Source organism: Streptomyces sp. NBC_01341 (genome assembly GCF_035946055.1).
Taxonomy (GTDB): Bacteria; Actinomycetota; Actinomycetes; order Streptomycetales; family Streptomycetaceae; genus Streptomyces.
On sequence record NZ_CP108364.1, the window covers coordinates 2,032,533 to 2,048,499 of the forward strand.

The window sequence follows — 15,967 nt, forward strand, 5'->3', positions numbered from 1 at the left end:
ACGGTCCGCGGGGAACGCCCCCGGCCGCCCGGCACCGCTGTACGGTGTGCGGCGGGCGTCAGGACCGCTCGTACGCCGCGATCAGCTCGCCGCACCGCTTCACGTCGGCTGCCATGGCGACCAGCAGGTCGTCGATCGAATCGAATTTCAGCATGCCGCGCACATAGGCGAGGAAGTCCACCGCCACGTGCAGCCCGTACAGGTCGAGACCGACGCGGTCGATCGCGTACGCCTCGACGGTCCGCTCGGTCCCGTCGAACTGCGGGTTCGTGCCGACGGAGATCGCGGCGGGCATCACCTCGCCGTTCGCGGTCAGCCAGCCGGCGTAGACGCCGTCGGCCGGGATCGCGGTGTGCGGCAGGGTCTCCACGTTCGCCGTGGGGTAGCCCAGGTCGCGGCCGCGCTGCGCGCCGCGCACCACGATGCCCTCCACCCGGTGCGGACGGCCGAGGATCTCCGCCGCCCCCTCGACGTCGCCCTCGGCGACGAGGCGGCGGGTCAGCGTGGACGAGAACGGCTCGCCGCCGCCCGCCTCACCGCTGACGAAGAGGTCGATGACCTCGACCTTGTAGTCGTACGCCGGGCCGAGCTCGGCCAGGAGCGTGACGTTGCCCGCCGCCTTGTGACCGAACCGGAAGTTCGGCCCCTCGATGACCAGCCGCGCGTGGAGCTTGTCGACGAGCACCTTCGCGATGAACTCGGAGGGCGCGAGCTTCGAGAACTCGGCGGTGAACGGCAGGATCAGCACCGCGTCCACCCCCAGCTCCGTCATCAGCTCGGCACGCCGCGTGTGCGCGGCGAGCAGCGGCGGATGCGCGCCGGGGCGGACGACCTCACTCGGATGCGGATCGAAGGTGACGACGACGGAGGGCACGCCGAGCTCGCGTGCCCGCTCCACGGCACGGCCGATGATCAGCTGGTGCCCACGGTGCACCCCGTCGTAGGAGCCGATGGTGACGACGCTGCGTCCCCATCCCTCGGGGATGTCCTCCAAGCCACGCCAGCACTGCACTGTGACCGCTCCTCGCCCGAACCTGTGTACGTGTGTATGTCATTACGCAGGTCTAAGACTGCCATGCTCACACCCCGCAGCCTGCATCGGCATCTGGATCCCGGGCCTCGGAGCGTCCGGCGCCTGGGTCGTCCGGCGGGCGGAGGGGCCCACAACGGCGGCCCATTCCTGCGGAGCGTCGGCCAGCCATCCGCTGACGAGGGCCGCGAATCCGGGAACCTCCCGGGCGAGTTCGACGATCCCGCGGTCGAAGCGGGCCGCCCCCTCCGGCGTCCGGACGAGGAGCAGGCCCGTGCGGTGCACCAGGGCCCGTGTGCGCGCCTCGGGACGGCGTCCGGAACCGGCCGCCGCGGCCCGCAGCAGCGCTTCGAGGACCTCGGGGTCCCTCCCGGTGTTCTGTTCGAACTCCAGCAGGACCTCCAGCAGCTCGGCGCGCAGCGGCCTGGACGCGGCGCTCCCTGGTGCGGCGAGCACGCGGGCCAGAGCGGCCCGCACCGACGGCGGTGCGGGGCGGTCCCGCAGCAGGCCGGTCACCAGGGGCAGCAGGAGCGCGCGGGCGGCCGGGCTGTGCTCCAGCCTCAGCTCCACGTACGCGGCGGTCTGCGCCCCGCCCTCGCCCCCGGGACGGCTGTCGATGTACCGGCGTACGAGCCCCGGCGCGTGCAGCGCCAGGGCGGGGGTGTCCAGACCCGCCAGCTCCCTCAGCACCGCGTCGGCGGCCTCACCGGGCAGCGACAGCCGGGCGCGCAGCGCCTCGAGCACGGGTTGGGGGTACCTCGGGAACACCTCCGTCAGCAAGGACACCGGCAGCCGTGGGTCGCCGGTCGCGAAGATCCGAAGCGCCTGCGGCAGGTAGCGGCCGCCGGTGCCCGGGTCGCGGACCAGGACGGTGAGGGCCCGCGCGTGCAGGGCGGTGTCGTCCGGGCGGGCCAACAGGGTGAGCGCCGCGCCGCGCAGCAGGGTGCGGTCGGCAGAGGTGAGAGTACGTGCGGCGGCGAGCGTGCCGTGGACGGCCGCCGCGGCGCGCCGTCCGGGCCGCTCCTCGTCGCGCGCCCAGCGGCTGACGGCCCTGCACAGGGCCGACGGCTCGTCCTCGGCGAGCGCGGAGAGCAGTTCGGCGGCGCGGGGGTGGGAGGTGTCGACGAGCGCCTCGGTCAGGTCGTCGACGGCGAGGTCCCGGCGGGCGTACAGCAGCGCCTGGGCGGCGGCGGCCACGGTGAGCCGGACGGGCGCGTCCTCCTCGGCGGGCAGCGGGCTCTCGTCGGTGAACCAGCGGCACAGCAGTCCCTGCACGGCTTTCGGGTCGGCGGCCAGGCGCCGGGCCACCGCGTCCAGATAGGGCCGGCCGCCGTCCGCCCGCGGTGCGCCGTCGGCGGGCAGCAGTCTGCGCAGAAGATCGATCCGGTCGTGCTCGGGCAGCCGCGTCCGGCACCAGAACCACGGCCCGAACTCCGTGTAGGGCCCGAGGCCTGCGGGCCCGCCCCCGGACAGGGAGCGCCGGGTGATCCGCCCGGTGAGGACCCGCAGCACCCCGAGGTAGGGACGCGCGTCGGGCACCCTGAGCAGGCTTTCCCGCAGCAGACGGGCGGCCCACCAGGCGGCGTCGGGGTGCCGGGCACCCGTCCCGGGCTCGGCGCCGAGACGGTCCATGGCCTCGATCAGGTCCGCCATCCGGTGGGCCAGCGCCGCCGGGCCCTGCCGCCGCTCCAGCAGGAGCATGGCCTGGATCACGGGGCCGGTGCGGTGGCGCGGCACGGGGAGGTTGCGGGGCTCGTCCGGGTCTCCGGCCACGGCCGGAGGGACGGCCGGGTCCGGAGGCCGGGTCCCTGGTCCCTGGCCGTTCCCGTCCGGCTGCTCCTCGGCGTGCCACCGGTGCACGAGGGAGCGCAGGGCGGCGTCCAGGTCGAGGTGGGCGCCCTGCACCCAGTCTCCGACCTCCTCGTGGGCGAAGCGGTATCCGCGGCCGGCGGGGACCAGCAGCCCCTCGGTGAGCACCGCCGAGGCCCACCCCGTACGCCAGGGGAAGATCTCCTCGAACGCCTCCCGGTCCAGCTCGCCCTGGCCCGGACCGAGACAGCGCCTGGCCGCCTCGTGGACCTGTCCGGCGACCTTCGCGGCCAGCCTGCGGACCGCTGTGCCCCGGAGCCTGGGCTCGGACTGGGCGCCGATCCGGACGGCGATGCGGACGCAGGCGAGGTCCAGGTGGGCGGCGAAGACCTCCTCGGTGCCGGGCGTGCCGGGCACGTCCGGGGGCAGGGCCTTCCGCACCTCGGCGAGCAGGCGCAGCGTGAGGGGGTGTCTGTCGTGGCCGGGTGCGATGGTGCCGGGCGGGATGCCGTAGCGCTCGCGGGCCAGCTCGGCCTGGCCGGTCGTGAGGTCGCCGAGCCGGACCGCGGGCGGCAGCCCTGCGGCGGGCCGCTCGGGCCGGTGCAGGGCTTCCCGCGGGTACAGCGCACCGGCGGTCTCCCAGTGCTCGGGGCGGCAGGCGACCACCATCCGGACGCCGTGGAAAAGGAGCCATTCGGCCGTCGCCGCGGTCCATCCGCCGAGCCGGTGGGCCAGCAGCGGCGGCATCTCCTCGGGACCGTCCACGACGACGAGCAGCGGATTTCCCGAATCGGCCGCGAGGCGGGCCACCCGCTCCGGAGTGGCGGCCGCCATGTCGCCCCGGGCCCCGGCCGCCGTGATGATCCTGCCGGAGCGCTGCAGGGCCCGGGTCATGGCCTCGGTGACCGAGGTGTCGTCGGCCAGCAGATCGGCGCCGCGCAGCCAGAGCGTGAGGGCGGGGACGGGCCCGCGGGCCCTGCGGCCGGCCAGTGCGGCCAGCTCGGTGGTGCGGCCGGTCCCCGGTGCGCCGACCAGCCCGAGGACCGGTCCCGTCCCGGCCTCGAAGGCCGCGAACTCCGCGCCGATCCGTGGGCGCTCGACGGCCTCGACGCCGCCGGGGCGGATGTCGGCGTGACCGAGCGAGGTGGCGGTCAGCTGGAGCGCCCCCGCGAGGTTGAGGTCGCAGCCGTATCCCGGGACACCGCTCGCGTTGCGCCGGAGCACTTCGTCCAGCGGGCCCCCGCCGGTCAGCGGCACGGCGAGCCCGGCCGTCTCCCGCCCCGCGCTCAGCGCGGTCGAGAGCACTCCCAGGACGGCGCCCGTACAGGGGTCGGTCACGGGCCCGCCGACCGCGGCGCCGCCGGAGCGCAGCGCGTCGCGCCCGTCCGTGCCGAGGGCCAGTTCGAGCGCCTCGCCCACGGGATGCTCGCGTCCACCCTCGGTGTACGTCGCGGGGATCGTCCCGAGCACCCGCGCCTCGCGCCACCCGTGGGCGGCGATGCGCACGTAGGTGCCGGTGCCGATCTGTTCGCGTACGGCGATGGGGAGCGGCTCCACCCCCAGTGACTCGGGTCCGCCGGTCCGGAGCAGGGCGAGGCCCAGGTCCGGCAGGGCGGTGATGTCGTCGGAGCCGACCTCGCAGCTGCGGCCGTCCGCGGCGTGCAGCGTCAGCGGGGCCGACCGTGCGACGGCTTGATGGCTGGTGACGACGGTCCCCCGGTCGTCCGCGACGAACCCGGTGCCCCGAGGCCGGCCGGCCTGATCGCAGATTCTCACAAGTTTCGACCGGTCCCCGCTGCCCATGGGTCAGACGGTAGATGCCGAGCGATGCGCGCGAGAAACGCGAGGGGCGAAAGCGCCCCCCTCACACCCCCCTGACGCTCCGAGCGCCCGTCCATCGGGGTGAATCGACGGGTCCGCGTGGACAGGGATGGTCCGGGGAGGGGGATCGTGGGGCGGGCAGCGGCTGGGGGGCCTGCCCGCCCCACGACGGGCCCGCGGGGCACCTCTCGGTCCACCGGCCACCGGGGCGGCTCGGTCGGCCGGACCTGTTCAGGCGGTCGGGGCTGCTCAGGCAGTCGGCCCGCTCAGGCGAAGACGGCGAGGCTCTTGGCCTTGCCCTTCTCCTCCTCGACGAGCACCAGAAAGGTCCCGTCGGGTCCGTAGACCCCGACCGGCCCCGGCGGGTACGACGGCATGTCGAGCCGCACACCGTTGAGCAGCAGCCGGGCGCGCTTCTCGTCCACGTCCCAGCGGTGGAAGGCGGATGCGGCGGCCTCGGCCACCGGCATCACGGTCAGCTCCTCCTGGTGCTGGTCGAGCGTCCGGGCCGCGTCCAGGCCGTACGGCCCGACGCGGGTGCGCCGCAGCGCGGTCAGGTGGCCTCCGACGCCGAGCCCGGCGCCGAGGTCGCGCGCCAGGGCCCTGATGTACGTGCCCGAGGAACAGACGACCGAGACCACCAGGTCGACGACCGGGGTGCCGTCCTCGGCGACCTCCGGCCGGACGTCGTAGACGCGGAAGGACGAGATGGTCACCGGGCGGGCCGGGATCTCGAACTCCTCCCCGCCGCGCACCCGCGCGTAGGACCGCTTGCCGTCGATCTTGATGGCGCTGACCTTGGACGGCACCTGCATGATCGCGCCGGTCAGCCCGGCGACTCCGGCGTCGATGCCCTCGCGGGTCACCCCCGAAGCATCGGTGGACGAGGTGAACTCGCCCTCCGCGTCGTCGGTGACGGTGTCCTGGCCGAGGCGGATCGTCCCCAGGTACTCCTTCTCGGTGAGCGCGAGGTGGCCGAGCAGCTTGGTCGCCCGCTCCACGCCGAGCACGAGGACACCGGTCGCCATCGGGTCCAGCGTGCCGGCGTGACCGACCCGCCGGGTGCGGGCGATGCCGCGCATCTTCGCCACGACGTCGTGCGAGGTGAAGCCGGACGGCTTGTCGACGATGACGAGTCCGTCCGGCGTCTTTTCCTGCTTGTTCTGCGTCATGCGGAAGGCGAGTCCTCGTCGTCGCCGGCGGACTCGTCCTCCGGCTTGCGGTACGGGTCGGCGTCACCGGCGTACGTGGCACCGGAAGACACCTCGCGCACCTTGGCGTCCGAGGCGCGTGCCCGGTCGAGCAGGTCCTCGATCGCCTTGGCGTTGTCCGGCAGGGCGTCGGCCACGAAGGCCAGGGTCGGGGTGAACTTCGTCCCCGCCGCCGCACCGACCGCCGAGCGCAGGATGCCCTTGGCGCTCTCCAGGCCCGCGGCCGCGCTGGCCCGCTCCTCGTCGTCGCCGTAGACCGTGTAGAAGACCGTGGCCTCCCGCAGGTCGCCGGTGACACGGGTGTCCGTGATGGTCACGTGCGTACCCAGACGCGGGTCCTTGATACCGCGCTGCAGTTTCTCGGCGACCACCACCTGGATGAGGTCCGCCAGCTTCTTTGCCCGCGCGTTGTCGGCCACTGGTCCGTCTCCTTCTTAAGCCTTGCTCAATCGTCTTCGTCGCTGTGCAGCCGCCGTCGTACGGACAGCAGCTCCACTTCCGGCCGGCCCGCGATCATGCGTTCGCACCGGTCGAGTACGTCTGTGAGGTGTCCGGTGTCCCCGGAGACCATGGCAAGACCGATCTCGGCCCTGCGGTAGAGGTCCTGGTCGCCCGTCTCCGCGACACTCACCGCGAACCTGCGGTGGAGCTCGGCGACCATCGGGCGGACGACCGAGCGTTTCTCCTTCAACGACCGTACGTCGCCGAGGAGCAGATCGAAGGACAGAGTCCCCACATACATGTGTGTCCGGATGTCCCGCCGGTTCGGGGTCGGTGCCCCGCCATCGCTTGGCGGGGACACCAGAACCGTACACGGAACGGCCGGGGCCGATCGACGGAAATACGACCCGTCGACCGGCCCCGACTGTGGAAGAGAACCCGGGGGTCGCCCCCCGGGAATCCCCGTCGATCAGCCTCGCGGCTTCTCGCGCATCTCGTACGTCGCGATGACGTCGTCGATCTTGATGTCGTTGAAGTTTCCGAGGTTGATACCACCCTCGTAGCCTTCGCGGATCTCGGTGACGTCGTCCTTGAAGCGGCGCAGACCGGAGATGTTGAGGTTCTCCGCGATGACCTTGCCATCGCGCAGCAGGCGCGCCTTGGTGTTGCGCTTGACCTCGCCGGAGCGGACCAGCACACCGGCGATGTTGCCCAGCTTGGACGAGCGGAAGATCTCGCGGATCTCCGCCGTACCGAGCTCGACCTCTTCGTACTCCGGCTTGAGCATGCCCTTGAGGGCCGCTTCGATCTCTTCGATCGCCTGGTAGATGACCGAGTAGTACCGGACGTCCACACCCTCGCGCTCGGCCATCTGCTCGGCACGCCCTGCGGCGCGCACGTTGAAGCCGATCACGATGGCGTCGGAGCCGGTCGCCAGGTTGATGTCCGACTCGGTGACCGCACCCACACCGCGGTGCAGGACCCGGATGTCGACCTCTTCGCCGACGTCGAGCTGGAGCAGCGAGGACTCGAGAGCCTCCACCGAACCGGACGCGTCGCCCTTGATGATGAGGTTGAGTTCCTGGACCAGACCGGCCTTGAGCGCCTCGTCCAGGTTCTCCAGGGAGAACCGGACACCCTTGCGGGCGAAGTTGGCGTTGCGCTCACGGGCAGCACGCTTCTCGGCGATCTGACGGGCCGTACGGTCCTCGTCGACCACCAGGAAGTTGTCTCCGGCACCCGGGACGTTGGTGAGACCCAGCACCAGGACGGGGGTCGAGGGACCCGCTTCCTGGACGTTGTTGCCGTTGTCGTCGAGCATCGCCCGGACACGGCCGTACGCGTCGCCGACGACCATCGTGTCGCCGATGCGCAGCGTTCCGCGCTGGACGAGGACGGTCGAGACCGCACCGCGGCCGCGGTCGAGGTGGGACTCGATCGCAATACCCTGCGCGTCCTGGTCGGGGTTGGCCCGCAGGTCGAGCGAGGCGTCGGCGGTGAGGACGACGGCCTCCAGCAGCGCCTCGATGTTGAGGCCCTGCTTGGCGGAGATGTCGACGAACATCGTGTCGCCGCCGTACTCCTCGGCCACCAGACCGAACTCGGTGAGCTGACCGCGCACCTTGGTCGGGTCGGCACCCTCGACGTCGATCTTGTTGACCGCCACCACGATCGGCACGTCGGCCGCCTTGGCGTGGTTCAGCGCCTCGATCGTCTGGGGCATCACACCGTCGTTCGCCGCCACCACGAGGATCGCGATGTCGGTGGACTTCGCACCACGTGCACGCATGGCGGTGAACGCCTCGTGACCCGGGGTGTCGATGAAGGTGATACGGCGGTCCTCGCCGTTGACCTCGGAGGAGACCTGGTACGCACCGATGTGCTGCGTGATGCCGCCGGCCTCGCCCGCGACGACGTTCGTCTTGCGGATCGCGTCCAGCAGTCGGGTCTTACCGTGGTCGACGTGACCCATGACGGTCACGACCGGCGGACGGGAGACCAGGGCCTCTTCGCCGCCCTCGTCCTCGCCGAACTCGATGTCGAAGGACTCGAGCAGCTCGCGGTCCTCCTCCTCCGGGCTGACGATCTCCAGGACGAAGTTCATCTCGTCCGCGAGCATCTTCAGCGTCTCGTCGGAGACGGACTGCGTGGCGGTGACCATCTCGCCGAGGTTCATCATCACGCCGACGAGCGACGCCGGGTTGGCGTTGATCTTCTCCGCGAAGTCGGTCAGGGACGCACCGCGCGACAGCCGGACGGCCTGCCCGTTGCCGCGAGGCAGCATGACGCCGCCCACCGACGGGGCCTGCATGGCCTCGTACTCCTGGCGCCTCTGACGCTTCGACTTGCGGCCACGACGCGCGGGACCACCGGGACGGCCGAAGGCACCCTGTGTGCCACCACGGGCACCGGGGCCGCCGGGACGTCCACCGAAGCCGGGACGACCGCCGAAGCCGCCGCCACCACCGGGACGGCCTGCGCCGCCACCGCCGCCGGGACCACCGGGACGGCCGGCGAAGCCGCCGCCGCCACCACCGGGACCGGCCGGACGGCCTGCGAAGCCGCCGCCACCGGGACGACCGCCGCCGCCACCGCCGGGACGACCGCCGCCGGCACCGGGACCACGGCCACCGCCACCGGGGCCACCGCCGGGGCGGGGGCCCGCAGCGGGACGCTGCGGCATCATGCCGGGGTTCGGACGGTTACCCGAGGGGGCACCGCCCGGACGGGGAGCCTGCGGACGGGGCATGCCGCCCGGGGACGGACGTGCGCCACCCTGGCCCTGGGGGCGCGGGGCGCCACCGGGACCACCCTGCGGGCGCGGGGCGCCGGGGCGCTCCTGACCGCCGCCGGGGCGCGGGGCACCGCCGGGACGGGGCGCCTGGGGGCGCGCCATGCCGGTGGAGCCGCCGGAGGTGAAGGGGTTGTTGCCCGGACGGGGACCGGCCGGACGGGAGCCGCCCGGACGCGGTGCCCCCTGGCCCGCGGGACGTGCGGGGCGGTCTCCGCCGCGCTCGCCGCCACGGCCGCCGTCACGCTCGCCACCACGGCCGCCGTCACGCTGACCGCCGGCCGGAGCCGGACGGGCAGGGCCACCGGCAGGACGCGGTCCCGGGGTGGCACCCGCGGGACGCGGGGCCTGCTGGGGGGTGCTCGGCTGGGCCGGTGCCGGGGCCGAGAACTCGGCTGCGGGCACCGGGGTGACCGGGGCGGGCTTCGGCGCGGGCCTGGGGCCCGGACGGGGACCCGCCGACGGCGCGGAAGGCGCCGAGGGGGTGCTGCTCTCCGCCGGAGCCTCGGCTGCGGCCGGCTTGGGGGCCGGGACGCCGGGCTTCGGGGCGGCAGGACGTGCCGAGGCGGCCGGAGCCGGCGCCGCGGGTTTTGCGGGGGCGGCCTTGCGAGGCGCGCCAGGCTTTGCAGCGGACTTGCCGGCGTTGCCGCCGGGACCCTGCAGTGCGTCAGTCAATTTGCGTACAACCGGCGCCTCGATCGTCGAGGACGCCGAACGGACGAATTCACCGAGTTCTTGGAGCTTGGCCATGACGACCTTGCTCTCGACGCCGAACTCCTTGGCGAGTTCGTATACCCGGACCTTAGCCACTTCGCTCCTTTTAGGTCCGGGTTACCGCCGGACCGTCGCTACTTCATGGGCGTACTCATCGCGTACTCATCGAGTGCTCATCGCAATCTCGACCTACTTCCAACTCGCGAGGTACCTGACCGCACGGGGACCCGTGCCGTTCACTTTCTTACGGTGTCACCCGCTCGACGAACCGCTGCAGTGCCGCGGAGTCGAACGGCCCCTTGGCCTTGAAGGCCCGGGGGAATGCCCGGCGGCGGACCGCCAGGTCGAGACAGGCAGAGACGGGGTGCACGTACGCACCCCGGCCGGGCAGCGTACCGCGTGGATCGGGGACTACTTCTCCCTCGACCACCACGATGCGCAGCAGCTCGCTCTTGGCCGCTCGCTCCCGGCATCCCACACAGGTTCGCTCGGGGCAAGCGCGGGCGTGCGTCCGGCCAGACACGGCTAAGTCTACCTCCCCGCACCGACCTCACCCCTTTGGGGCAAGAATCGAACGGATGTTGTCGTGATCTCGGCGGCGTACAGCCTCGATCTGTTCCTTCGGGCGCTTCCCGGGTCGCCGGCTCTGCGACTCGCGATCAGCCCGGTGATCAGCCTCGCTCGGACCGTTCCCGGGCCCGCTCGGCCCGCTCACGGTCGGCGACGTCGCGCTCGGCGTCCGTCTCGGTGTCCGGGCGGATGTCGATGCGCCAGCCGGTGAGCCGGGCGGCCAGGCGGGCGTTCTGGCCCTCCTTGCCGATCGCGAGCGACAGCTGGTAGTCCGGCACGGTCACCCGGGCGGAGCGCGCACCGAGGTCCACCACCTCGACCATGCTCACCCGCGCGGGTGACAGCGCGTTGGCGACCATCTCGGCGGGGTCGTCCGACCAGTCGACGATGTCGATCTTCTCGCCGTGCAGCTCGGCCATGACGTTGCGCACACGGCTGCCCATCGGGCCGATGCAGGCACCCTTGGGATTGAGGCCGGCCCGGGTCGAACGAACCGCGATCTTGGTGCGGTGTCCGGCCTCGCGGGCGATGGCCTCGATGACGACGGAACCGTCCGCGATCTCCGGGACCTCCAGCGCGAAGAGCTTCTTCACGAGGTTCGGGTGGGTGCGCGAGAGCGTGACGGAAGGACCGCGCACACCCTTGGCCACCCGGACGACATACGTGCGCAGCCGCAGGCCGTGGGTGTACTCCTCGCCGGGCACCTGCTCCTGCACCGGCAGGATCGCTTCCAGCTTGCCGATGTCGACCAGGACGTTCTTCGGGTCCTTGCCCTGCTGGACCAGGCCCGTCACGACGTCGCCCTCGTGGCCGGCGTACTCACCGAACGTGCGGTCGTCCTCGGCGTCGCGCAGCCGCTGCAGGATGACCTGCTTGGCCGTCGTCGCGGCGATGCGGCCGAAGCCGGACGGGGTGTCGTCGAACTCCTTGGGCTCCTGGCCCTCTTCGAGCTCGGCCGGGTCGTCCTTCGCCCACACCGTGACGTGGCCGTTGGCGTCCAGTTCGACGCGCGCACGGCGGTGGCTGCCCTCGGTGCGGTGGTACGCGATGAGGAGGGCCGACTCGATCGCCCCGACGAGCACGTCGAAGGGGATCTCCTTGTCCTGCGCCAAGCCCTTCAGAAGCTTCACATCGATGTCCACGGCTACGCCTCCTCTTCCTTCTTGTCCTTGCGGTTGAATTCGATCTCCACGCGGGCCTTCGCGATCTCGTCGAAGGCGACACGGCGCGCCGTGGGCTTGCGGCCCTTGACGCCCGGCACATCGAGATCGAGTCCCTCGTCGTCCACCCCGAGGATGCGGGCCACCAGTTCGCCGCCGTCACCCAGGGTGAGTCTCGCGAGCCGGCCGGTGGCGCGGACGTAGTGGCGGTGCTCGGTCAACGGGCGGTCGGCGCCCGGAGAGCTCACCTCGAGGACGTACTCGCCCTCTCCCATCACGTCGGTCTCGTCCAGCGTCGTGGAGATGGTGCGGCTGAGCTCCGCACAGGTGTCGAGCTCCACGCCGTCCTCGGAGTCCACGATCACCCGCAGCACCTGACGGCGGCCCGCCCGGGACAGCTCGATCTCCTCGAGGTCCAGCTCCTGGGCGTCGACGAGGGGCTCCAGCAGTTCGCGCAGCCTGTCGCTCTGGGTGGTGCTCATCCGGGTGACTCCTCGGCCGCGTGTGCTGTTGTGTGGATCGTCGCGTGTCGGATCAAAGGGTATCCGGTCCGCAGGGGTGTTGCCGTCCGCCTCCCGCCCCACCGCGGGTACGCTCACCCCCGGTGATCACTTCAGGTCAGAAACTGTCAAAAACCAGGCCGAAGGAGACAAGTGCACCGGACGGGGACGACGCGCAGGGGGGCGCTCACCGCTACGGGGGCCTTCGCCCTGGGGGCGGTGCTGACCGGGTGCGGGAGCGGGCCGGACGAGCCACGGACCCCCCGCGCACAGGCGGAGGCGGTCTCGCTCCGGGCACGGAGCACACTGAGGGCCACCGCCGCCCGGGCCGGGGTCTCCCTGCTCGCCCGCTACGACCAGGTCGCCGCCGCACATCCCCTGACGGAGGCCGGGCTCGCACCCCTGAGGGCCGCCGTGGGAGCACACCTGGCCGCGCTCGGCGGGCCGCCGAAGGGCGGCCCGCCCGCCCCCGCCCCGCCGGCTCCTCCCACCGACGCGAAGGCGGCGCTGCGCGAGCTGGCGGCCCAGGAGCGGCGGGTGGCGGACGAACGCGCCGCGGCCCTCCTGGAGGCCGATTCCGAACTGGCCAGGCTGCTGGCCTCCATCGCCGCGGCCGGCGCCGCCAACGCGTATCTGCTGACCGAACTGGCCAAGGAGACCCCGGCATGACACAGGAGGCCGACAGCCCCGGCAGCACGGAGCCGCTGACCGCCGCGCAGGCCGCACTCGCCGCCGAGCACGCCGCGGTCTACGGGTACGGGGCCCTGGGCGGCAGGCTGGACGGCGCCCGCCGCGGCGACGCGACAGCGGCCGTCGACGCCCACCGCGCCCGGCGCGACGCGCTCACCCGGACCGTGCGTGACCTCGGCGGCACACCGGTGGCGGCGGACGCCGCGTACGCCCTGCCCTTCGCGGTCCGGGACCCGGCCTCCGCGATGCGGCTGGCGGCCGTGCTGGAGGAGCGGGTCGCGGGCGTCTACTCCGATCTCGTACGGGCCGCACGGGGGCCGCTGCGGCAGGACGCCGCGGGTGCGCTCCGGGAGGCCGCGGTGCGTGCGGTGCGGTGGCGCGGGTCCGGCGTAGCCTTTCCTGGGCTCGCGGAGAAGGCCGACTCCCCGGACACCACGGCGGAGGCGGGCTCCACGGGTGTCACGCACTGAGGAAGCTCTGAAAGGGAACAAGGCACGTATGGGTTTCGAACCGCCGCAGCGTCTGGTGCGAGCGCTCGGCGAGACGTACGGGGACACGGCCGCCGCCGAGTGGCTCGGCCGGCTCCCCGCACTCACCGGCAAAGCGATGTCCGCAGCGGGGCACCGGGTCACCCTCGACCGGGTCGTCGCACCCGGGGGACGCAGCAGTCTCGTCCTCCTGGTGCACCGGGAGGACGGAACGCCCGCCGTCCTGAAGGTGGCGCCCGCGGGCGCCGCACCCGCACTCGAACGGGCCGCTCTCGCGCACTGGAACGGCTGGGGCGCCGTCGAGCTCCTGACCGGCGCGGACGCCGGGGTGCCGGACGACGCCCTGCTCCTGGAGCGGCTGCACCACGAGATCTCCCTGCGGTCCCTCCCCGAGGCGAAGGCCCTGCTGGAGGCGGCGGGCACGGTGCGGCGGCTGTGGGTCGAGCCCCCGGCAGGTCACCCCTTCGAGACGGTCACCGGGCGCACCGCCCGGCAGGCGGAGCCGATGTTGGCCGCCGCCGAGCGGGACGCGGAGCTCGGGCCGCTCGTCTCGGCCGCGCTCGCGGCGCGTGACGAGCTGGTCACGGAGCCCCCCGAACTCCTCCTGCTGCACGGCAACTTCCGGCAGAGCAAGGTCCTGTCCGCCGAGCGTGCGCCGTGGCTGGCCGTCGGCCCGGAACCGCTGACCGGCGAGCGCGCCTACGACCTGGCGCGGCTGGCGCGCGACCGGGTCGAGGACCTGATCGCGTCCCCGGGGGGCGCTGTCACGGCCCGCCGCCGGGTCAAGAAGCTCGCCGACTCGCTCGAGGTGGACCAGGACCGGCTGCGCGGCTGGACGCTGTTCCGGGCGGTCGAGTCCGGCACCCGGTCGCTGACGGTGGGCCGGCGGCAGGACGGGGAGCTGGCACTGGAGTTCGCCGGCTGGCTGTAGGCGTGCACGAAGGGCCCCGCGCGGTGCCCGGGGCCCTTCGTGATGTCCTGCCGGGCCGGTTCAGCCCTGGTCGGTCAGCCGGGCGATCGCCTCGTCCACGGTGAGCTCCTCGCGCTCCCCGGTGCGGCGGTCCTTCAGCTCCAGGACGCCCTCCGCCGAACGGCGGCCCGCCACGAGGATCTTCGGGACACCGATCAGTTCGGAGTCGGTGAACTTCACGCCGGGCGAGACACCCGCGCGGTCGTCGACCAGGACCCGCAGGCCCGCGGCGTTCAGCTTCTCGGAGACCTCCAGGGCCAGCTCGGTCTGGAGCGCCTTGCCCGCGGCGACGACGTGCACGTCGGCCGGGGCGATCTCGCGGGGCCAGCACAGGCCCTTGTCGTCGGCGGTCTGCTCGGCGAGGGCGGCCACGGCGCGGGAGACCCCGATACCGTACGAGCCCATCGTGACGCGGACCGGCTTGCCCTGCTGGCCGAGCACGTCGAGGGAGAAGATGTCGGCGTACTTGCGGCCGAGCTGGAAGATGTGGCCGATCTCGATGGCGCGGTCGACCTGGAGGCCGGTGCCGCACTTGGGGCAGGGGTCGCCCGCCTCGACGACGACGACGTCGAGGTAGTCGTCGACCTCGAAGTCGCGGCCCGCGACGACGTTCTTCGCGTGCACGCCCTCCTTGTTGGCACCCGTGATCCAGGCGGTGCCCGCGGCGACGCGGGGGTCGGCGATGTAGCGGACCTTCTCCAGGCCCTGGGGGCCGACGTAGCCGCGCACGAGGTCGGGGCGGCCCACGAAGTCCTCGGCGGTGACGAGCTCGACGACCGCGGGGGCGAGGTGCTCACCGAGCTTGCCCAGGTCGACCTCGCGGTCGCCGGGCACGCCCACGGCCACGATCTCGCCGTCGACCTTGACCAGCAGGTTCTTCAGCGTGGCGGAGGCCGCCACGCCCAGGTGGGCGGCGAGGGTCTCGATGGTCGGGGTGTCGGGGGTGTCCAGCTCCTCGACGGCGCCGGTCGCCGAGGCGTCGGCGACGGTCGTGGCCTTGTACGTCACGGCCTCGGTGTTGGCGGCGTAGTCGCAGTTGGGGCAGTCGACGAAGGTGTCCTCGCCGGCGGGCGCGGGGGCGAGGAACTCCTCGGACGCCGAGCCGCCCATGGCACCGGAGACCGCGGACACGACGCGGTGGTCGAGGCCGAGGCGCTCGAAGATACGGATGTAGGCGGCGCGGTGGAGCTGGTAGGCCTCGGCGAGTCCCTCGTCGGTGGTGTCGAAGGAGTACGAGTCCTTCATCTGGAACTCGCGGCCGCGCAGCACACCGGCGCGGGGGCGGGCCTCGTCACGGTACTTGGTCTGGATCTGGTAGAGGATCACGGGCAGGTCCTTGTAGGACGAGCACATGTCCTTGACGATCTGGGTGAAGATCTCCTCGTGGGTGGGGCCGAGGAGGTAGTCGGCGCCCTTGCGGTCCTGGAGCCTGAAGAGCAGGTCGCCGTACTCGTCGTACCGACCGCTCGCCTCGTACGCCTCCTTGGGGAGGAGTGCGGGGAGCAGCACCTCCTGGCCGCCGATGGCGTCCATCTCCTCGCGCACGACGCGGGTGATGTTGTCCAGGACCTTCTTGCCGAGCGGCAGCCAGGACCAGATGCCGGCCGCGGTGCGGCGTACGTATCCGGCGCGGACGAGGAGCTTGTGGTTGAGCGTCTCGGCGTCCGCCGGGTCGTCGCGCAGTGTCTTGATCATCAATCGGGACATGCGCTGGACCTGGGCCATGATGAACTCCTGCTCGCAAGGGTGGTGAGCCCGAGGTTAGCCGGGGG

The 15,967-nt window shown here is 72.7% G+C and carries 13 protein-coding genes; 3 read left to right on the plus strand and 10 right to left on the minus strand.

The window, feature by feature from the left end; all coding sequences use genetic code 11:
* Positions 1-58: 58 nt before the first annotated feature.
* From OG206_RS08575 to rimP, 9 genes are all read right to left on the minus strand, one after another.
* Entirely contained in the window at positions 59-1,012 is a 954-nt protein-coding gene (locus OG206_RS08575; protein ID WP_327113914.1) for a bifunctional riboflavin kinase/FAD synthetase, read from the minus strand.
* 42 nt (positions 1,013-1,054) lie between these two features.
* Positions 1,055-4,642, minus strand: coding sequence for a serine protease (locus OG206_RS08580; RefSeq protein ID WP_327113916.1), 3,588 nt, complete (start codon positions 4,640-4,642; stop codon positions 1,055-1,057).
* 284 nt (positions 4,643-4,926) lie between these two features.
* Positions 4,927-5,832: a tRNA pseudouridine(55) synthase TruB gene (truB, locus tag OG206_RS08585; protein ID WP_327113918.1), complete on the minus strand. Its 906-nt coding sequence runs from the start codon at positions 5,830-5,832 to the stop codon at positions 4,927-4,929.
* On the minus strand, positions 5,829-6,290 hold the full coding sequence (gene rbfA, locus OG206_RS08590) for a 30S ribosome-binding factor RbfA (protein ID WP_327113920.1): 462 nt from the start codon (positions 6,288-6,290) through the stop codon (positions 5,829-5,831). The genes truB and rbfA overlap by 4 nt, the downstream gene beginning before the upstream one ends.
* A 26-nt stretch (positions 6,291-6,316) precedes the next feature.
* A complete protein-coding gene (locus OG206_RS08595; RefSeq protein ID WP_327113922.1) occupies positions 6,317-6,613 on the minus strand; it encodes a DUF503 domain-containing protein in 297 nt (98 codons plus the stop codon).
* 168 nt (positions 6,614-6,781) lie between these two features.
* Positions 6,782-9,913 carry a translation initiation factor IF-2 gene (gene infB, locus OG206_RS08600; protein WP_327113924.1) on the minus strand — a complete coding sequence of 1,044 codons (3,132 nt, stop codon included), beginning with the start codon at positions 9,911-9,913 and terminating at the stop codon, positions 6,782-6,784.
* 148 nt (positions 9,914-10,061) lie between these two features.
* Positions 10,062-10,340: a YlxR family protein gene (locus tag OG206_RS08605; RefSeq protein ID WP_327113926.1), complete on the minus strand. Its 279-nt coding sequence runs from the start codon at positions 10,338-10,340 to the stop codon at positions 10,062-10,064.
* A 148-nt stretch (positions 10,341-10,488) separates the two neighbouring features.
* The gene (nusA, locus tag OG206_RS08610; protein ID WP_327113928.1) at positions 10,489-11,529 is read right to left on the minus strand and encodes a transcription termination factor NusA; all 1,041 of its coding nucleotides are present in this window, start codon (positions 11,527-11,529) and stop codon (positions 10,489-10,491) included.
* Positions 11,530-11,531: 2 nt separating this feature from the next.
* Positions 11,532-12,029 (minus strand): ribosome maturation factor RimP, encoded by a 498-nt coding sequence (rimP, locus tag OG206_RS08615; protein WP_327113929.1) that lies wholly within the window; start codon positions 12,027-12,029, stop codon positions 11,532-11,534.
* Between the two features lie 171 nt (positions 12,030-12,200).
* Here rimP and OG206_RS08620 point away from each other — a divergent pair, with 171 nt between their 5' ends.
* From OG206_RS08620 to OG206_RS08630, 3 genes are read left to right on the plus strand one after another with little or no spacing between them, the layout of a single operon-like run.
* On the plus strand, positions 12,201-12,716 hold the full coding sequence (locus tag OG206_RS08620) for a hypothetical protein (protein ID WP_327113931.1): 516 nt from the start codon (positions 12,201-12,203) through the stop codon (positions 12,714-12,716).
* Positions 12,713-13,207, plus strand: coding sequence for a ferritin-like domain-containing protein (locus OG206_RS08625; protein ID WP_327113933.1), 495 nt, complete (start codon positions 12,713-12,715; stop codon positions 13,205-13,207). Before OG206_RS08620 ends, OG206_RS08625 begins: the two co-directional genes overlap by 4 nt.
* A gap of 28 nt (positions 13,208-13,235) precedes the next feature.
* Complete coding sequence (locus tag OG206_RS08630) at positions 13,236-14,156, plus strand: aminoglycoside phosphotransferase family protein (RefSeq protein WP_327113935.1); 921 nt, start codon at positions 13,236-13,238, stop codon at positions 14,154-14,156.
* Between the two features lie 60 nt (positions 14,157-14,216).
* Here the strand turns inward: OG206_RS08630 and OG206_RS08635 are convergent, their stop codons facing one another.
* On the minus strand, positions 14,217-15,920 hold the full coding sequence (locus OG206_RS08635; RefSeq protein ID WP_327113937.1) for a proline--tRNA ligase: 1,704 nt from the start codon (positions 15,918-15,920) through the stop codon (positions 14,217-14,219).
* Positions 15,921-15,967: the final 47 nt, after the last annotated feature.

Excerpts from the sequence above, each read along its gene's own strand:
- OG206_RS08580 (WP_327113916.1), bottom strand. The coding sequence starts at position 4,642 with ATGGGCAGCGGGGACCGGTCGAAACTTGTGAGAATCTGCGATCAGGCC.
- truB (WP_327113918.1), bottom strand. The coding sequence starts at position 5,832 with ATGACGCAGAACAAGCAGGAAAAGACGCCGGACGGACTCGTCATCGTC.
- OG206_RS08595 (WP_327113922.1), bottom strand. The coding sequence starts at position 6,613 with ATGTATGTGGGGACTCTGTCCTTCGATCTGCTCCTCGGCGACGTACGG.
- rimP (WP_327113929.1), bottom strand. The coding sequence starts at position 12,029 with ATGAGCACCACCCAGAGCGACAGGCTGCGCGAACTGCTGGAGCCCCTC.
- OG206_RS08625 (WP_327113933.1), top strand. The coding sequence starts at position 12,713 with ATGACACAGGAGGCCGACAGCCCCGGCAGCACGGAGCCGCTGACCGCC.
- OG206_RS08630 (WP_327113935.1), top strand. The coding sequence starts at position 13,236 with ATGGGTTTCGAACCGCCGCAGCGTCTGGTGCGAGCGCTCGGCGAGACG.
- OG206_RS08635 (WP_327113937.1), bottom strand. The coding sequence starts at position 15,920 with ATGGCCCAGGTCCAGCGCATGTCCCGATTGATGATCAAGACACTGCGC.